At 53.0% G+C, this 19,170-nt stretch carries 12 protein-coding genes; 10 read left to right on the top strand and 2 right to left on the bottom strand.

The genetic code is table 11. The features are described from left to right. Window positions 1–81: 81 nt before the first annotated feature. The 7 genes from P0X86_RS28910 (at window position 82) to P0X86_RS28880 (ending at window position 12,366) form a co-directional block, all read left to right on the top strand. Window positions 82–1,890 carry a cache domain-containing sensor histidine kinase gene (locus P0X86_RS28910; RefSeq protein ID WP_277747079.1) on the top strand — a complete coding sequence of 603 codons (1,809 nt, stop codon included), beginning with the start codon at window positions 82–84 and terminating at the stop codon, window positions 1,888–1,890. Continuing rightward, on the top strand, window positions 1,865–3,421 hold the full coding sequence (locus P0X86_RS28905; RefSeq protein WP_277747078.1) for a response regulator transcription factor: 1,557 nt from the start codon (window positions 1,865–1,867) through the stop codon (window positions 3,419–3,421). Before P0X86_RS28910 ends, P0X86_RS28905 begins: the two co-directional genes overlap by 26 nt. A 586-nt stretch (window positions 3,422–4,007) precedes the next feature. Further along, a complete protein-coding gene (locus P0X86_RS28900; protein WP_096776911.1) occupies window positions 4,008–4,970 on the top strand; it encodes an ABC transporter permease in 963 nt (320 codons plus the stop codon). 15 nt (window positions 4,971–4,985) lie between these two features. Further along, window positions 4,986–5,894, top strand: a complete 909-nt coding sequence (locus P0X86_RS28895; protein WP_009592812.1) for a carbohydrate ABC transporter permease — start codon at window positions 4,986–4,988, stop codon at window positions 5,892–5,894. Window positions 5,895–5,971: 77 nt separating this feature from the next. Continuing rightward, window positions 5,972–7,684 carry an ABC transporter substrate-binding protein gene (locus P0X86_RS28890; RefSeq protein ID WP_192570535.1) on the top strand — a complete coding sequence of 571 codons (1,713 nt, stop codon included), beginning with the start codon at window positions 5,972–5,974 and terminating at the stop codon, window positions 7,682–7,684. 170 nt (window positions 7,685–7,854) lie between these two features. Continuing rightward, entirely contained in the window at window positions 7,855–10,254 is a 2,400-nt protein-coding gene (locus P0X86_RS28885; RefSeq protein ID WP_192572750.1) for a glycoside hydrolase family 95 protein, read from the top strand. 78 nt (window positions 10,255–10,332) lie between these two features. Beyond that, window positions 10,333–12,366: a beta-galactosidase gene (locus P0X86_RS28880; protein ID WP_192570536.1), complete on the top strand. Its 2,034-nt coding sequence runs from the start codon at window positions 10,333–10,335 to the stop codon at window positions 12,364–12,366. Between the two features lie 127 nt (window positions 12,367–12,493). On the opposite strand, the gene P0X86_RS28875 is transcribed toward P0X86_RS28880, so the two are convergent. Continuing rightward, window positions 12,494–14,131, bottom strand: a complete 1,638-nt coding sequence (locus tag P0X86_RS28875) for a response regulator transcription factor (RefSeq protein WP_277747077.1) — start codon at window positions 14,129–14,131, stop codon at window positions 12,494–12,496. Further along, window positions 14,109–15,953, bottom strand: coding sequence for a cache domain-containing sensor histidine kinase (locus P0X86_RS28870; RefSeq protein WP_249732910.1), 1,845 nt, complete (start codon window positions 15,951–15,953; stop codon window positions 14,109–14,111). The genes P0X86_RS28875 and P0X86_RS28870 overlap by 23 nt, the downstream gene beginning before the upstream one ends. A gap of 124 nt (window positions 15,954–16,077) precedes the next feature. Here P0X86_RS28870 and P0X86_RS28865 point away from each other — a divergent pair, with 124 nt between their 5' ends. The 3 genes from P0X86_RS28865 (at window position 16,078) to P0X86_RS28855 (ending at window position 19,156) form a co-directional block, all read left to right on the top strand. Next, complete coding sequence (locus tag P0X86_RS28865; protein ID WP_009594044.1) at window positions 16,078–16,959, top strand: carbohydrate ABC transporter permease; 882 nt, start codon at window positions 16,078–16,080, stop codon at window positions 16,957–16,959. After that, window positions 16,959–17,798, top strand: a complete 840-nt coding sequence (locus P0X86_RS28860; protein ID WP_015737524.1) for a carbohydrate ABC transporter permease — start codon at window positions 16,959–16,961, stop codon at window positions 17,796–17,798. The genes P0X86_RS28865 and P0X86_RS28860 overlap by 1 nt, the downstream gene beginning before the upstream one ends. A 71-nt stretch (window positions 17,799–17,869) precedes the next feature. Further along, entirely contained in the window at window positions 17,870–19,156 is a 1,287-nt protein-coding gene (locus tag P0X86_RS28855; protein ID WP_213580955.1) for an ABC transporter substrate-binding protein, read from the top strand. Window positions 19,157–19,170 lie beyond the last annotated feature (14 nt).

Here is a 19,170-nt window from a genome sequence, read left to right as displayed (position 1 = left end):
TGAGGCAGGCTTATCCACGATGGAATGTAACCGTTTATTTTTGCTTGCCGAAGATTAAAGGACAGGAGCGTCGACGGTCCGATGTTATCGAATTTCATTCAGCTTATGAATGACATGAAAATCCGCAATAAATTGATATTGTCATTTGTGGTCGTGGTCTTTGTACCGGTAGCCATCGTAGGGATATTCCTTACGGGAGAGCTCCGTAAATTTACATTCGACAATGCTTTGGAACAAGCCTATCAGAACGTGGACCGGGTCAAGAAACGGTCGACCGAAGTCATCAACGTGGCGGATGATTTATCTTACCGCTTGTCCTACGACGAGCGTCTGAGGAATCTGGCCAACCGGCAATATGAAAGCGTATACGACGTGTTCGTGGCATACAGGGAGTATCCCGATTTGCAGCAGGCGATACGGATGTACAAGGAAATATCGAATATCCGATTCTACAGCGACAATCCGACCATGCTGAACAATTGGGAGTTTCTTTATCCCGAGGATGAAATCAGGAGTACGGAATGGTATCGGCGGGCGGAGGACGATATCGGGGTCATCTATTGGGACTACATTGAGGATGAGCGTGATCAGAAGGTGTACCTCAGCTTGATCAAGGGGGTTGATCTTGGAAGCAAGGACAACCGCGGCGTGCTGGTGATCAATGTCAACACCGGCATGCTCAATACGATCCTGAGCCAGGAAGCGTTCGACACGATTATCGTGGACAGCAGTAACAATATTGTCGCGGCTAATCGCCCGGAGCTGTACGGGAAAACGTTAGCCGAGATTGAAGATGCCAGCGGGGCCGTTTACCACGCGAGCGGCAGCTACGAGTCGGTCATCCATGACGAAGCCTCCAAGGTGCTGATCGAACCGCTGAATACGGAGTCCGGAGTGAACGGCTTGCGCATTATTTCGATATTCTCGATCGATAGCATCGTGGCGGATGCCAACCGGATCAGCAAGCTGGCGATGACCGTCATCATCATCAGCCTGCTGCTGGCCGTTCTTCTGATCTACAGCTTCTCTTCACTGATCTCGAACCGGCTGCTGCGTCTCAGCAAGCATATTACGAAGGTAGGTACCGGTAATCTTGGCGTTGCCATGGAGATCGACGGCAAGGATGAGATCGGCCAGCTGTCCCGTCAATTCAACTCCATGGTGGGCAACGTTAACGACCTGATGAACGAAGTGCAGGAGTCCAACGAACAGAAGCGGTTAATGGAGCAGAAGCAAAACGAAATCAAGTTCAAAATGATGGCCAGCCAGATCAATCCGCATTTTCTCTTTAATGCCCTGGAGTCCATTCGCATGGAGGCCCATCTCAAGGGCGAGACCGAAATTGCCCGGATCGTGCGGCTGCTCGGCAAAATGATGCGGAGCAATCTCGAGGTGGGCAGCGGAAAAACCACAATCAAGGACGAAATCGAGATGGTACAGTGCTATCTCGACATTCAGAAGTTCCGATATGAGGACCGCCTGAAATATGAACTTCAGGTGGACCCTGAAGCGAACCGGGTAAGAATCCCGCCCTTGATCATCCAGCCGCTTGTGGAGAATGCGGTTATACACGGGATGGATCACAAAGAAGAGGGAACCTCCATAAGGGTCAGGGTCTCGGCCAGCGAAGGGAAACTGCACGTCATGACCGAGGACAATGGTGCAGGCATATCCCTGGACAAATTGCAGATGATCTACGGTTATTTGAACGATACCGACGAGAAGGATGGCGGACGGATCGGGCTCCGTAACGTACATGTCCGTCTGCAGCTCACGTACGGCCCTGAAGCGGGTCTGATCATTTATAGCGAACCGGGCATAGGAACGCGTATTGAATTCAGTATTCCGACAGGAGGAGAGAGCGATGATGAAAGTGTTGATCGTGGATGACGAACCCAAACTGCGCGAAGGGCTGAAGAGCATTGTGCCATGGCCCGAGCTTGGGTATCAGGTTGTTGATACCGCAGCGAACGGGAACGAAGCGCTGGAGAAGCACGGGAAGTACGACCCGGATTTGATGCTGATTGATATCCGGATGCCGGGAATGGACGGATTGCAGCTGATCGAAGCCATCCGAAACCTGGATTCCGAAATTCATCTGCTCATCTTGAGCGGATATGCCGATTTTGATTATGCCAAGCGGGCGATTTCCCACCGTGTGGACGGGTACCTTCTAAAGCCGGTGGATGAGGACGAGCTGAGCAAGTATTTGCTGCAGATTAAAGAAGCCATCGAGCAGGAACAGGAGAGGATTGCACTGAACAGGGCAGCCTCCGATATGAGCCGCGAGCAGTTCATTCAGACATGGTTCAACCCGGAGAGCAAGCCCGATCCGGCCGCTTTGCGGCATATGGCCGAGCGGTCGGGACTGTTATGGAACCATTACCAAGTGCTGCTTGTTCATCATAACGGCAGCGATGAATCCGGTGAGGAAACCGACGACCGGTTGAAAAACCAGCTGATCGAAGCTTTTGAAGATAACGGCCGCGGCGCGGTGTTTTCCATGCATGGACAGCTCGGTATCCTAATGCCCACGCCGGTCTTGACGGCAGGTGGACGTAAGGAATTGCTGCAGTTGGTGGAGGAAGCCGCAAGCCGGGCCGGCACGGCGATAACGGCCTCTTTGGGACGTCAGGTCCACCGTCTGGAGGATGTAGCGGATTCGTACCGTTGTGCCAAAGAACGGATTCGCGAACGGTTCTTCTATGCTCCCGGGGAGATGCTGTTTCCTGAATCCGAGCGGTTTGCCGGCGGCAACACGGATGAAGAACGGCAGCCCTATGATCCGGAGCAGCTGATGGAACAGCTCTATTATGCGGTGGATGTGGGCAACGTGGAGGTGCAGCAGAAGCTGCTGTATACGGCAGCCTCAGCCATGGTGAATGAAGAATACACGGAGGAGAGGATGAAACGCGCCTTCGTGGAGCTCCTGACCGGGGTGCACAACAAACTGATGCAGCATCATACGGAGCTGCAGTCCCGCACGAAGGAATACTCGGATCGGATTGCGGCAATATTCCGACAGCGAACGGCCTATGATCTGTGCCGCCATTCGTCCCAATTCCTGGAGGAGCTGATATGGCAGGCGGGCAATGGCGGACGGGATCAGGAGATGAAGCGGATCATGGATCTGATTCAGCGCAATTACAACGAGAACATTAAGCTGGAAACGCTGGCGTCGATATTTAATTACAACAGCGCTTACCTCGGAAAAATGTTCAAGAATACGACCGGGGAATATTTCAATACGTATCTCGATAAGGTCCGGATCGACAAAGCCAAAGATTTTTTGAAGCAGGGCATGAAGGTGTATCAGGTGGCGGAGAAGGTCGGTTATACGAACGTCGATTATTTTCATAGCAAATTCAAAAAATACGTCGGCACGTCTCCGTCCAATTTCCGCAAGGAGCTGGACCTGTAATTTAGCCGTGCCGTAACGCGGATTCGCACAACGTGATCGAGCCATGGATGCGGCATCGAGGTCATAAAGCCTATCATGACCAGAGCATCACACGCAGGAGCTAGCGCACGACAAATAGGCTGCAAGCAGCTCCGCGTCGTCTGATGCCGTATTCTAAATGGTTTATGATTGTTCTCCAATAGCGTTCACTTACCATACAACCAGACTTAGCATAAGTACTTTCATATCGCTGCCCTTTAGACGCGACTAAGGTACGCGTCTTTTTTGTTTTCCCCTTTTCCTCCCCAAGGCATTAGCGGGGAATCCAATTGCTGCGAAGCTCCGAGCGGAGGGGCCGGAATCGTATCGGAGAAGCGCCAGCGGTCGCCTTTAAAGCCGGGAAACCACCTCCCCGTATCAATCGAAGTTTCCCGGGTTTAACAGCGATCGGAGATACGATCCGGACACGGAGCGGCATAAAGGTCTTTCGCATTTTCCCTCCCACCGTTAATGTCTAATTTTTATATGATTTTTAAGCCAATCCTTCGGGTACTTCCCCGCCCCAGCTTGGTTTATCATCAGGATATACAAGAGAGGAGGGGTTGGTTTGAAAGCGGTAACAAAGACAAAAAGCAGCATCCAACCTGCCGCAAAGAAAAAGAAAGGCTTTTGGACCACTTTCAAAGAGCAGAAAGTACTGTACGGAATGTCGCTTCCATTCATCGTCATTGTATTCATCTTTAGTTATTTGCCGGTGTGGGGCTGGCTGATGGCATTCCAGAATTACAAGCCGGGCAAAGGGATATTCGAGCAAAAATGGGTGGGCCTGGACCATTTCGCAGCACTTTTCGCGGACGATAAGTTTTATCTGGTGTTGCGAAATACACTCGCCATGAGTTTCATGGGATTGATCGTTGGCTTTACGATTCCGATCCTATTCGCAGTCTTGTTGAATGAGCTTCGTGGAAGCGTATTCAAGAGGACCGTACAGACGATATCTTATCTGCCGCATTTTGTGTCCTGGGTCGTAGTTGCCGGTATCGTGACCAAAATGCTGTCCACGGATGGAGGCGCTGTCAATCAGCTGCTGATGTGGCTGGGGCTCATCGATCAGCCGATACAGTTCATGGCTCAGGGGAACCTGTTCTGGTACATCGTAACGGGCTCCGATATATGGAAGGAAATGGGCTGGAGCGCGATCATTTATTTGGCAGCGATTACAGGGATTGATCAGGAGCAGTTCGAAGCAGCCAAGGTTGACGGCGCAAGCCGGATTCGCCAAATATGGCACATTACGCTGCCGAGCATCGCCCCTACGATTGCTATCCTGCTGATCATGTCCATCGGTCATTTGATCAGCATCGGTTTCGAGAAGCAGTTCCTGCTGGGTAATCCGCTAGTGGTAGATTATTCCGAGGTGCTTGACCTGTATGCGCTGAATTATGGACTTGGCATGGGACGTTTTTCATTCGGTACGGCCATCGGAATGTTCAACTCGGTCGTAAGCATCATCCTGCTGCTGCTTGCCAACGGCGTGTTCAAAAAATTCACGAAGCAATCGATTATGTAAGGGGAGGGAAACAGCATGGCACGAACCAAAGCAGCATTCAAGCCCTCGCTCTCCGATCGGGTGTTTGATATCGCGAATTTTACCATCATGGCACTGGTCATGATTGTCACACTCTACCCGTTCCTGAACGTTCTGGCGATATCGCTGAACGATTCCGTTGATACGGTGCGAGGGGGAATCTACATCTGGCCGAGAGAGTTCACGCTGGATAACTACGTGCAGATTTTTAAATACGACGGCTTGGTCACCGGGGCCAAAAACACGATTCTCCGTACGCTTGCAGGGACCTTTCTGGGCTTGCTCAGCGGCACGATGCTGGGCTACGTCCTCAGCAGGGTAGACTTTCAGGGAAGAAAGTTCATGTCGACCTTTCTTGCGCTGACGATGTACTTCTCCGGCGGAATGATTCCGGTGTTTATCCTGATCCGCGACCTGAACATGATGAATTCGTTTCTGGTCTACATCATTCCGGGCATGGTGAGCGCGTTTAACGTATTCGTCATCCGGTCTTTCATCGACAGCCTGCCGTACTCGCTGCAGGAATCGGCAAAGCTTGACGGTGCCAACGATTTTACGATCTATTACAAAATCATTCTTCCGCTCTGTAAGCCCGTCTTGGCTACCATCGCCTTGTTCCTGGCTGTCGGGCAGTGGAACTCTTGGCTCGATACGTATCTTTACAACGGTAACGCACCCCATCTCACCACGCTCCAATTCGAGCTGATGAAGGTGCTGCAGAGCACCCAGGGGCAAACCAGCGGCATGATGACCGGGCAGAATATGGCCGAGATCGTGAAGCAGGTGTCGCCGGAATCGATCAAAATGGCAATCACGATCGTGGTAACCGTTCCGATACTGCTCGTGTATCCGTTCCTGCAGCGGTATTTTGTGAAAGGTATGACGCTTGGAGCGGTAAAAAGCTAGGCGCATGTAACGGTATCAGCAGGCACAACGTCCTGTTATACGATAAATGATCAAAAATCGATTTAGGGGGTATAGCAATGAAACATAAGAAGAGATTGTCGCTCCTGCTCGCGATCATGATGATGGCTACATTCGTTCTGGCGGCGTGCGGCAACGGCGACAGCAACAATAGCGCAAACGGCGGCGATGAGGGCAGCAGCGGAAGCGATACGCAGCAGGAAGAGAAGCTCGAGCCGATGACCATGACGTATTACAGCGCGGATTCCAATGCGAACTGGGCCAACATGCAGGATGCGGTCGGGAAGAAGCTGACCGAGAAGACCGGCATTACGATCCAAGCCGAATATGCGGTGGACGGCTCCAATCAGAAGCTTCCGCTGATGGTGGCGAGCGGGGAATACCCTGACTTGGTATTTGCCAAGGGGGACGCCAATCTGTTCGTGGATTCCGGGGCGTTTATCGATCTGACGGATCTGATCGAAGAGCATGCGCCAAACATCAAGAAGGTGTACGGAGAATATATGAGCCGCCTGAAATGGAGCAACGAGGATGAGGCCATCTATGTCCTTCCGACGCTTGCGGCAGTGGATCATCAGGCACTCGATGCCGGCGGCACGTTCCAGATCCAACATGAGGTGCTGAAAGAACTCGGATACCCTGAACTGAAAACGGTGAAGGATTATGAGAAAGCGCTGAAAGACTATGCCGAGAAACACCCGACCATTGACGGCCAGCCGACGATTCCGCTGACGTTGAATGCGGACGGATGGAGAATCATGATCTCGGTAACGAACCCGGCGTTTATCGCGACAGGCGTATCGGATGACGGCGAGTACTATATCGACCCGGAAACAACCGAGGCGAAGCTTCATTACAAGCGGCCGGAAGAGAAGGAATACTTCCGCTGGCTGAATCATATGAACGCCGAGGGCTTGTTGGATAAAGAAACGTTCGTGCAGAAGACGGACCAATACGAAGCGAAAATTTCCTCCGGCCGCGTCCTTGGCGTCATTGATCAGGAGTGGGGCTTCGGCAATGCAACGAACGCACTGAGAACTTCCGGCAAGGAAAACCGCACCTATGCGAGATTCCCGATCCAGCTGGATGAGTCCACGAAGGATGCAACGTTCCAAGACACGGGTTACGTCGCCGGATGGGGCGTAGGCATTACGACATCCGCCAAGGATCCGGTTCGAATCATCAAGTTCCTGGATTATCTGGCTTCCGAAGAAGGGCAAGTTTTGATGAATTGGGGTATTGAAGGCGAGCATTACAACGTGGTGGACGGCAAGCGAGTTATTCCTGAAGACGTCCAAGAGCGCAAAACCTATGACAACGCCAACTTCACGAAGGAAACAGGAATCGGCTTGTACAATGCGATGTTCCCTCGTTACGGCGACGGCGTGAAGGATTCGACGGATAACTATTACACAACGAACTTCCCGGAGACGATCATCGAGAATTATACGCCGGCCGCGAAGGAAACGCTGAAAGCGTACGGCGCGGAAATGTGGAAAGACCTGTGGCCGAAACAAGAGGAATTTGATGTGAAGCCGTGGGGCGTTGCTTACAACATTCCGGTACCGAGCGACTCCAATATCAATATCACGTACAAAAAGGTGGAAGAGATTACCCGGAAGCGGATTCCGGAAGTCATTCTTGCCGATCCGGCGAAATTCGATGCACTGTATGACCAGTTCATCAAAGAACTGAATGATGCCGGCGCCGAGAAAATGGAGCAGGAATACACCCAATTGGTACGCGAACGGGTGGAACTCTGGAATAATTAAGGTAGAGGCGAATCGAAGGGGCCGGCAATATGCCGCCCCTTTTGCCGCTATTCAAGGCAGGCTGCTGTTATAATCGCGGACCTCAATTTATTAGAAGAAATACAACCATAGATGAAGGATTTCAGGTGCTCTTCGAGAAGACCTTTATAAATCATTGGACATAAGGGGGGATTACGCTGTATTCAGCAGAGCATAAGAACACAACCCTGTGGTACCGGAAGCCTGCGGCCAAGTGGGAAGAAGCGCTTCCGCTTGGAAACGGCCGCCTTGGCGCCATGGTGTTCGGAGGCGTACAGGAAGAATGCATTCAATGGAACGAAGATACGCTCTGGTCCGGCTTTCCCCGGGACACGAATAATTACGAGGCTCTCCGGTATCTGGCAAAGGCGAGGGAACTGATTGCGTCCGGCAAGAATGCCGAAGCCGAACAGTTGATCGAGGGCAGGATGGTTGGCAGAAATACGGAGTCCTTTTTGCCGTTAGGAGATCTGTTGATCCGACAGTCGGGAATAGGGGATTCATGCTCGGAATACAGGCGCGAACTGAACCTGGATACGGGGATCGCTTCCACTCGTTTTCAAGGTGGCGGCTCCGATCATATTTTCAGCAGGGATATGTTCATCAGTGCGGTTGACCAGGTCGGGGTTATCCGTTATGAATGCTCGGGGAGCGGATCCATCCAATTGGAGATCGGTTTACGTTCACCGCTGCAGCATCGTACGCGTACAGAGGAAGACGGGACGCTGGTGTTGCATGGGCATGCTCCGACTCATATTGCTGATAATTACAGGGGCGATCATCCCGGGTCGGTGCTTTATGAGGATGGGCTGGGCATTCGGTACGAAATGAGGCTGCTGGCCTTGACGGACAGCGGTCAGGTGACGATCGATGACAGCGGCATGCGCATTTGCGCGGCAGGCTCGGTTACGCTGCTGGTTGCGGCTGCTACGAATTTTGAAGGCTTCGATCGTTCTCCGGGTTCTGGCGGTACCGATCCGTCCGGCATATGCAGGGAGAGACTTCAGGGCGCCATGCGGCATGGTGTTGAACAATTGCGTTCACGGCACGTCCAGGACCATCAAGCCTTATTCAGACGTCTGGAGCTTCAGCTTGGCCGTCCAGAGAATGAGCGTTCCATAGCAGCTTTAGCCACCGACGAGCGGATGGAAGCGTACCGGGAAGGACGAGAGGATGCTGCGCTCGAAGCGCTGATGTTTCAATTCGGAAGATATTTGCTCATTGCCAGCTCCCGGCCGGGTACACAGCCCGCCCATCTGCAGGGCATATGGAATCCCCATGTCCAGCCGCCATGGAACAGCGATTACACAACGAATATCAATACCGAGATGAATTATTGGCCGGCGGAAACGACGCGTCTGAGCGAGTGCCACGAGCCGCTCATCCAAATGATCCGGGAGCTTAGCGTAAGCGGTGCCCGGACCGCGAAGATTCACTATGGCGCCCGTGGATGGGTCGCCCATCATAACGTGGATTTATGGCGAATGGCCAGTCCGAGCGATGGCAGAGCCATGTGGGCCTTCTGGCCAATGGGCGGTGCTTGGCTGTGCCGGCATCTATGGGAGCGTTATCAATTCCACCCGGATCTTGAATACTTGCGGGAAACGGCGTATCCACTGATGCGTGGAGCCGCTTTGTTTTGCCTGGATTGGCTGATTGAGGACGGGAAAGGGCATCTGGTGACCAGCCCGTCGACATCGCCGGAGAATCAGTTTCTTACCGCGGAAGGCCTGCCTTGCAGCGTGTCGGCAGGTTCGACCATGGATATGGCCATCATTCGCGATTTATTCCATAACTGCATCGAAGCTTCGCAGCTGTTGGAGCAAGATGATGAACTGCGGGAGGAATGGAAAGCTGCGGTCGCGCGCCTGCTCCCTTACGCCATCGATGACGAGGGCAGGCTCATGGAATGGAGCAAGCCGTATCCGGAAGCGGAGCCCGGACATCGGCACGTATCCCATTTGTACGGATTGTACCCCGGCTCCGATATTACCCTCCAAGATACGCCGCAGCTTGCAGAAGCTGCTTATCGTACGCTGATGTCGCGCATCGATCACGGAGGGGGGCATACGGGCTGGAGCTGCGTATGGCTGATTAACCTGTTTGCCCGACTGCAGCAGCCGGACAAGGCTTATGATTATGTCCGGACCCTGATTTCCCGCTCCATGCACCCCAATCTGCTCGGGGACCATCCCCCGTTCCAGATCGATGCGAATTTTGGAGGCAGCGCCGGACTTGTAGAAATGCTGCTCCAGAGCCATTTGGATGCCATTCATCTGCTGCCGGCGCTGCCGAAAGCGTGGGCGGAAGGCTCCGTGCGAGGATTGAAGGCCCGCGGAGGATTTATCGTGGATATGGAATGGAAGGACGGCATTCTTGCGTCCGCAAGCATAACCTCTACGCATGGCCGGATCTGCAGAATTCAATATTCCGAGCCTCTCGCCGTTCGAAGGGAAGACGGGAGCGTTGTGACGACGGGAGATCGGCTTTCTTTTGAGACGGTGAGCGGCATGACTTACCAGATTGCATTGGCTGCCATGGAGGCATTGTGAATAATGGCTAATCTCGAGCATGGCTGGTTGAACGATAACCGGATACGAATTGATGAAGGCTAAAGGAGCTGAATGCTGATGATTAACGAAAAGCTGCCGAAAATGTGGTACGGCGGGGATTATAATCCCGAGCAGTGGGATGCGGAAGCGTGGAAGGAAGATGACCGCATGTTTAAGCTGGCGGGCATCGACGTAGCCACCATAAATGTATTCTCCTGGGCTTTGAGTCAGCCGAATGAGGATACGTACGATTTTGCTTGGCTGGACGAGACGATTGACCGGCTGTACCGGAACGGGGTGTATATCTGTTTGGCAACGAGCACGGGAGCCCATCCGGCCTGGATGGCGCGCAAATACCCGGATGTGCTGCGCGTCGACTACGAGGGCCGCAAACGCAAATTCGGCGGACGCCATAACTCCTGTCCGAACAGCCCCACCTACCGAAAATACGCCACAATCATGGCAGGCAAGCTGGCGGAACGCTATAAGGATCATCCGGCCGTCCTGATCTGGCACGTATCGAACGAATATGGCGGGTACTGCTACTGCGACAATTGCGCCGCGGCATTCCGGACTTGGCTCGAGCAGCGATATGGCACGCTGGATGCCGTAAACAAGGCATGGAATACCCGCTTCTGGGGCCACACCTTCTATGACTGGGAAGACATCGTCGTTCCTAACGCTTTAAGCGAGGAGTGGTCCGGCAACCGGACGAATTTCCAAGGCATATCCCTGGATTACCGCCGTTTCCAGTCCGACAGCCTGCTGGACTGCTACAAGCTGGAGCGGGATGAATTGAAGCGGCTCACGCCGGATATACCGGTGACCACGAATCTTATGGGTTTTTATCCGGAGCTGGACTATTTCAAATGGGCCAAGGAGATGGATGTCGTATCCTGGGACAACTATCCGTCGCTGGATACCCCGTACAGCTATACCGCCATGGCGCATGCCCTGATGCGGGGGCTTAAGGGCGGTCAGCCCTTTATGCTGATGGAGCAGACGCCGAGCGTTCAGAACTGGCAGCCGTATAACTCGGCCAAGCGCCCAGGGGTAATGCGATTGTGGAGCTATCAAGCGGTCGCCCACGGCGCGGATACGGTGATGTTCTTCCAGCTGCGCCGTTCGATCGGAGCCTGCGAGAAGTATCACGGCGCGGTCATCGAGCATGTCGGACATGAACATACCCGCGTATTCCGCGAGTGCGCCGAGCTGGGCAAGGAGCTGCAGCAGCTGGGAGACCGGATCCTGGATGCCCGTTCCGATGCCAAAGTCGCGATCATCTACGACTGGGAGAACCGGTGGGGCATTGACCTGTCGAGCGGTCCGACCGTCGCCCTCAATTACGTGAACGAGGTCCATAAATATTACGATGCCCTGCACCAGCTGCATATTCAGACCGATATGATCAGCGTGGAAGAGGACTTCCGGAAGTATGACGTTGTCATCGCGCCGGTGATGTATATGGCCAAACTGGGATTTGCAGAACGCGTGGAGGCCTTTGTATCGCAAGGCGGCACCTTTGTGACGACCTTCTTCAGCGGCATCGTGAACGAGAATGATCTGGTGACGCTGGGCGGTTACCCGGGCGAACTGCGCAAGGTCATGGGAATTTGGGCCGAGGAGATTGATGCGCTTCTTCCGGGCCAGCAGAATCAGGTGGTAATGCGGGGCCGGAAAGGCCAGCTGGAAGGCACCTACGACTGCGGCATTCTGTGCGACGTGATCCATGCCGAGGGAGCTGAGGTCGTTGCCGAATACGGCTCGGACTACTATCAAGGCATGCCATCGTTGACCGTGAACGCTTTCGGACAAGGGAAGGCCTGGTATGTGGCCACAAGCCCGGAGCCTAAATTCCTGCGAGATTTGATGCAAACGATATGCAGCGACCATGGCATTAAGCCTGTCCTGAACGCTCCCGAAGGCATTGAGGTGACAAAGCGGGTGAAGGAGGGCGCGGAGTTTATCTTTGTGCTCAATCACATGCCCGAGCGCAAATCCGTGTCCTTGGATGGGGAAGCCTATGTTGACCTGCTGACAGGGGAGGAGCTTCGGGATATCTGCGAAGTGCCGGCACGAGGCGTGTTGATATTAGAGAAGCGGTTGGGATAGAGATAACATAAGGGCTTTCCAAGAAGAGTGGACAGCTTGAAGCGCTCTTAACAAAAAGCAGAGAAGGCGGGGACTCCCGCCTCCTCTGCTTTATTTTATCTCTGAAGCTTATCGACCGCTGCCCATTCTAGGCATCCTTCTCGTGCAGCTTTCGGAATTCCTTGGGCGAAATGCCCTCTTGTTTCTTAAAAACAAGACTGAAATATTTCTCGTTCTTAAAGCCGACCATTTCGGAAATCGCGGCCATTTTCAGCCCCGGATTTTGCAGCAGGATTTTGGCCTTCGAGATGCGGATCCGGTTCAGATGCTCGGGGATATTAATCCCGTGCTTCTGCTTGAATTTGCGGGAGATGTACTCCCGGCTTACGTGAAACCGGTTTGCAATATCGTACAGTGATACGTCGTTCTGATAGTTTTGCTCGATAAATGCCGTGATGTCGTGGATCAGGTCCTGCCCCGTCTGCTTCTGGGACTGCAGCGCCGAGGCCAGCAGGCTCATTAATTGATCCCAATACTGCTGCCATTCTGCCAGGGAGCATACATATTTGTCCGGGCTTGGCCGCTCGATGGTGGCGCTTTCCTCTTTGTACAATTTCAACAAGGCCTCAGACGACGGATTCGCGGTTTCATGAATGACGTGATTGGCGAACCGATCAATTTCGCGGTCCCATCGCTCCAGAAGCTCGGGCGTGAGAACGCCGCTTTTTCGGATGGCGGCAAGGAACGAATCGACGGCCTCCCCAATGGGAGCAGGCTGACCGCTAAGCACAGCGAGCTTCCAGGTATCCTCGAACCCGCTGAACTGGACGCCCCGATGATGATCCATTCCGGATCGTCGCAGCTGCTCGGCATCGTGGATGAAATGGTTCAGGACCGTTAAATCACGCGAACGCAGGGCATTCGAGCATTGGGCATAGAGCTCGGGAACGTCTACCGGATATTGACCTTCCGGACTTATGCCAAAATGCATCTGGCGCGACAGCGTCCGAAACATCCCGCTATTGATCTCTTGAAGCAGCGTAGGGACCGTGGCGAGCTGTTCCCACAATAAGAGAACCAGTTGATGCGGCGATCCGAATGGACGGAAAGCAATCCCGATCCGGTCCTTTTGCAGAAATTCATTGCAAATATTCAACAGGGCGAACATCAGCAGATCCTGATGGTGGCCGAAGCGGCCGTACAGCGCATGATCTGACTTGTCGATTTGCATGACGGCCAGGCGTATTGCGTTGGTCTGCGCCGGCACGATGCCTTCATCCCTGAGGCGGTTGACCACCTGGGAATGGGCGCTCCTGTCATCAATAAGGCTGGATAACAGCTTCTCCGAATAGACCGGCCGGTACTCGTTCACCTGAACATGCTGCTGACGCGCCGCAAGGCGTTCTTGTTCCTCCGCCTTCCAGGCCGCGGTCGCCTTGGCGACCGCTTGGTTGATGACGTCCTCCTCGATGGGTTTCAGGATATAATCCGTGCCGCTGTACCAGATGGTGTTGCGCACGAATTCGAAATCGTCATGCCCGCTGATGACGATGAATTTGATGTCCGGGTAATGCTTATGAATCCATTCCATGAGATCCACGCCGTTTTTGAGGGGCATCAGCATGTCCATCAGCACAAGATGGGGCCGAAACGCCGGGATCAGCTCCATCGCCTCCAGCCCGTTGGCCGCTTCCTCTATATCGGTAATCCCGTGCGCTTCCCACTGGACCAGCAGGCGGATGGCTTTGCGCACGCGAGACTCGTCATCCACGATCAATGCCTTCATCCGTTTCACCTTCCACATTTATAGTCAGCACTACACGAAAGCCGTGCGGCTGGTTGTTTTCGATGTTGAATTTGGATTTTCCACGATAGTACAGCCTCAGCCTCGTCATGATGTTGATGAGTCCGATTCCGCTGCTGTCTTCCGTCTCCAGCTCGGACACAACCTGAAGCTGTTCCAGATCCAACTCTTCCATCCGAAGCAAATGCTCCTGAAGGGCTTGGAACGGCTCCTCCTGCATCCCGTTTCCGTTATCTTCGACCGTGATCTGCACGATCGAGGCCGATAGGCGCCGGCTTGTGAGCGCAATGAAATTGTCTTGCTCCAAGGGGTTCATGCCATGCTTGAAAAAGTTCTCGATCAGCGGCTGAATCAGCATCTTCGGTATCAACACCTGCAGAGTCGACTCATCCACATCGTAACGGAAGTCGAACTGATTCTCAAATCGTTCCTTCTGCAGTTCCACGTAATCCTTGATATGATCGAGCTCCGTGGCCAGCGTGACCGGCTTGTCCGTATTGTACATGCTGTATCTCATCATCCGGGCCAGAGCGGAGATCAGGGAGTAGATCCTCTTCATGCCATGCTCCAGCGCAAGGGTGCCGATGGTCTGCAGCGCATTGTTCATGAAATGCGGATTCACCTGCGCCTGCAGCGCCCGGAGCTGGTTGGTCCGGTTCGCCAGCTTCAGCTTGTATTCCTGCAGGATTAGGTTGTTGATCGTATCCATCATGCTGCCGAACCTGCGATGGAGGGCTCCGATTTCGTCTTTGCGATTGGACGAGATATCCACGGTCATTCGTCCGCTTTTGACCTGGCTCATGAGGCCTACCAATTCGCGGATCGGGGCCGTGATATAGACCGATATCCAGATCGTGGCCGCGATGATGAGAATAAGGGACACGCCGATCAGCAAAATATTGACGAAGGCAGCTTTGTCCGCGCTGCTTAAAATATACGAGGAAGGAATCTCCTTGATCATCGTCCAGTCGCTGACCGACGTCTTGATATTGTTATATAAATAGATTTTGTTGTTATACTCGAAATGGCCTTCCTTCTTGCCGGATTGCTTGATGCTGGCGTACCAGTCCGCCTGGACTTGTTGTCCCAGCATTTCGTCATCGCCGGAATACATGATATACCCGTCTTCATTGGCAATGTACAGCTGCTCATGATCAGGCTGGAACAGCTGGCCGCTGATCCGGCTCAGGAAATCCATGTCCAAATCGATGGCGAGAATGCCTAATCGTTCGGTTGAAGGGACCCGTTCAATGACCCGGTACATCGTGAATACTTGTTGATCGGCTTCATAGGGATAAGCTAACTGAAACCCGTACGTATGAAGGGGATGCGGCGGCTGAAGGACCACCGTATCGTTACGAAGATCGGGAATCTCGGGATAGAGGTTGACCTCGCTTGTTTTTCTGGCGATATCCTGCGCGAATAACGTGGCTTCCCGTTTGCCGTCGACGTAAAGATAGACCTGCCTGGAGCCGCTGATGGCTTTTTGAATGGATTGCAGCGTGGCGGATTGCCTGCCGCTGGCGTTGATGTTCTCATGACTGTAATAGAGGCTGCGGAAAAAATCCGGATCCGAGTAGACCGTAAGGGAACTACGGTTCATCTCTTCCAAATAGCTCTCCAAATTCAACCGTCCCTGATAGAGAAGGTTCATATTCTCAACAACGGCCCGTTCCTTGAGCGAGTTGGTTGTCATGACGTAACTGATGATCATGGAAATGGTGGTCGGAATGATGGTCGCCATGATCATGAAGGTAATCAGTTTGGTGCGGATGCTGTTCCAGTTCCAGTTCAATAAATTCACCGCCGATCAATTTTCTATACCAATTAGTTCACATCCTATGGTAGTCCCAAGGTCTTCATCTTAGCATAATTAAATCATAGAGAAATGGATAGAGAAACGATAGGACAAGCGGAGGGGGATTAACATGAACAGCAAGAGAACGGCTGCTTTGACGCAGCAGTTGGTTTATATCGGACCCGCGCTGCTGTTTTTCGGTATTACGATCATTATCCCATTTGTGATGGGGATGTATTACTCGTTTACCGACTGGAACGGCGTTTCCGGGAACGTCGAATGGGTCGGGCTGGACAATTTCAAACAGATTTTCACAAATGACAGCGCATTCGCCCAATCCTTCTGGTTCACCACCAAATTTACGATCGTCGGGGTGCTTCTCACGAATTTGGTCGGATTCTTCCTGGCCTACTTCTTAACGAAAAACATTCGGGCGCGCAACTGGCTGCGGACGATATTCTTCATGCCGAACGTGATCGGCGGATTGCTGCTCGGCTTCATCTGGCAGTTTATCTTCATAAAAGGCTTTGCAACCGTTGGCGAAGCGACGGGAATTCCGTTTTTTAATCTTCCGTGGCTGGGAGACGAAGTAACCGGCTTCTGGGGCATCATCATGGTATTCGTATGGCAGTCGTCAGGCTATCTGATGGTCATCTACATCGCCTCCATTACGAACGTGTCCAAGGAAGTCATGGAAGCTGCCGAGATTGATGGGGCCAACCGGTTCCAAGTGCTTAAGAGCATCATCGTTCCGCTTATTATGCCGGCGGTTACCGTATGTTTGTTCCTGGCGATTTCCTGGTCCTTCAAAATGTTCGACCTGAACCTGTCGCTGACCAAGGGCGGACCTTACCGCTCCACGGAATCGCTGGCGATGAACGTGTACAACGAGGCGTTCCTGAACAACCGGTACGGTCTCGGCACGGCCAAGTCCTTGATCTTCTTCCTGGTCGTCGCCGTCATTACGCTCATTCAAGTCCGTTTAACGAAGCAGAAGGAGGTTGAAGCTTAATGAGATCGAAGAAACCTCCCATGTCGGCCTCCACGATCGTACTGCAGATCGTGATGGTCATTGTTGCCTTGATCTTCTTGGCACCGTTCTACTTCCTGCTGGTGAACTCGGTCAAATCGCTTGGCGATATTATGGTCGACGCGGCCAACTGGCCAACGGCCTTTCACTTTGACAACTACAGCAAGGCTTGGGAAATGACCCGCTTTCCGGAAGCATTCACGAACTCCATCATCATTACGGTCATCAGCAATCTGATCATTGCCCTGCTGAGCGCGATGGCAGCTTACCGGATGGTCCGGTCCAATACGAGATTCAATCGAATCGTGTTCATGCTGTTCGTATCGGCCATGGTCATTCCTTTCCAATCCATTATGATTCCATTGCTGCAGGTCATTAACTTTCTCGGCGTCAACAACAGCATCGTGGGTCTGATTCTCAGTTATCTCGGACTCGGCATCCCGCTGTCGGTCTTCCTGTTCCACGGTTTCGTGAAAGGCATTCCGCTTGAGATCGAAGAGGCTGCCACGGTCGACGGCGCTTCTCCGTTCAGGGTATTTGCCCGCATCGTTATGCCGATGCTGAAACCTATGATGGTAACGGTCATCATCCTGAACTGCCTGTGGGTCTGGAACGACTATCTGCTGCCATCCTTGATCCTGCAAAGTCCTGAACTGCGGACGATTCCGCTTGCGACCTTTGCTTTCTTCGGGCAGTATTCGAAGCAGTGGGATATGGCGCTGCCGGCGCTCGTGCTGGGCATTACGCCGATCATCATCTTCTTCCTGTCACTGCAGAAGTACATCGTTGAGGGCGTCGCTGCCGGCTCCGTTAAGGGGTAAGGGCAGCGGGCGCCTCGCCCATAACCGGTTTTTCCATCTTTATATATAATCATTATCAGGGGGTAGTAAAGATGAACAAAATGAAATTATCACTCGTGATGCTGCTGGCTTTCTCGCTGCTGCTTGCAGCTTGCGGCGGCAAGTCGGAAGAAGGCCAGGGCGGAAGCTCGAATGGAGCTTCCGGCGATGTCAAAACGGTCAAGATTTTTCAATTCAAAACCGAGATCGTGGACGGCTTGAATGAGCTTAAAGTCGAATTCGAGAAGGAATACCCGAACATCAAGCTGGATATTCAAACGGTAGGCGGCGGCGCTGACTATGGTGCTGCATTGAAAACCAAATTCGCATCCAACGATGCGCCGGATATTTTCTCCAATGGCGGCGACGCCGAGATGGAGATGTGGATCGACCGTCTCGAGGATCTGTCCGATCAGCCTTGGGTGAACGATCTGGTCGACATGGCGAAAGAGCCGATGACCAAAGACGGTAAAGTATACGGCATGCCGATGAACCTTGAAGGATGGGGTTACATCTACAATAAGGATTTGTTTGAGCAGGCCGGCATTACCGAGCTTCCTAAAACGTATACTCAGCTGGCGGATGCCGCGAAGAAGCTGGAAGCCGCAGGCATAACTCCTTTTGCGAACGCTTACCAGGAATGGTGGTTGATCGGCAACCAGGGCATTAACCCGGCATTCGCCCAGCAGGATGACCCGAATGCGTTTATCCAGGGCTTGAACGACGGCACGCAAAAATTCGTGGGCAATGGGAAGTTCGAAGAGTGGACCAAGCTGATGCAGCTGACATTGGACCACGGCAACAAGAACCCGCTGACCACCGACTACAATACGGCCATTTCCCTGCTGGCTACAGGTAAAGCCGCCATGATGCAGAACGGGAACTGGGCTCAAACCGAGATCGATGCCATCAATCCGGATCTGAATCTCGGCTACCTGCCGATGCCGCTTGGCGACAATGCGGAGCAAAATGACAAGCTGAACGTCGGCGTACCTGCGAACCTGGTCATTAACAAAGATTCCGCGTCGAAGGAAGAAGCGAAGATCTTCCTGAACTGGTTTGTCACATCCGATATCGGCAAAGAGTACATCGTGAAAAAATTCAAATTCATCCCGGCCTTGAAGACCATCGAAGCAACGCCTGAGGATATGGGCGACTTGGGTTCGGCCGTATGGGAGTACGTGCAGGCAGGCAAAGTGCTGCCAAGACAATCCGCGAAGTTCCCGGACGGCGCGGCACAGGAGTTCTCCGGCGCGATGCAGGCATTCTTCGCCGGCAAATCCGATACGAACAAAATGCTTGAAGATATGCAGACATCCTGGGATAGCTTGAGCAAGTAAGGAGCCATGCAAAA

Source organism: Paenibacillus sp. BR1-192, assembly GCF_029542445.1.
Lineage (GTDB): Bacteria > Bacillota > Bacilli > Paenibacillales > Paenibacillaceae > Paenibacillus_AQ > Paenibacillus_AQ lautus_A.
This window is presented reverse-complemented; position numbering and strand designations above follow the sequence as displayed.

Bases quoted from the DNA above. Each gene is read 5' to 3' on its own strand.
- P0X86_RS28910 (WP_277747079.1), top strand. From the start codon at position 82: ATGTTATCGAATTTCATTCAGCTTATGAATGACATGAAAATCCGCAAT.
- P0X86_RS28905 (WP_277747078.1), top strand. From the start codon at position 1,865: ATGATGAAAGTGTTGATCGTGGATGACGAACCCAAACTGCGCGAAGGG.
- P0X86_RS28895 (WP_009592812.1), top strand. From the start codon at position 4,986: ATGGCACGAACCAAAGCAGCATTCAAGCCCTCGCTCTCCGATCGGGTG.
- P0X86_RS28890 (WP_192570535.1), top strand. From the start codon at position 5,972: ATGAAACATAAGAAGAGATTGTCGCTCCTGCTCGCGATCATGATGATG.
- P0X86_RS28880 (WP_192570536.1), top strand. From the start codon at position 10,333: ATGATTAACGAAAAGCTGCCGAAAATGTGGTACGGCGGGGATTATAAT.
- P0X86_RS28875 (WP_277747077.1), bottom strand. From the start codon at position 14,131: ATGAAGGCATTGATCGTGGATGACGAGTCTCGCGTGCGCAAAGCCATC.
- P0X86_RS28865 (WP_009594044.1), top strand. From the start codon at position 16,078: ATGAACAGCAAGAGAACGGCTGCTTTGACGCAGCAGTTGGTTTATATC.
- P0X86_RS28860 (WP_015737524.1), top strand. From the start codon at position 16,959: ATGAGATCGAAGAAACCTCCCATGTCGGCCTCCACGATCGTACTGCAG.
- P0X86_RS28855 (WP_213580955.1), top strand. From the start codon at position 17,870: ATGAACAAAATGAAATTATCACTCGTGATGCTGCTGGCTTTCTCGCTG.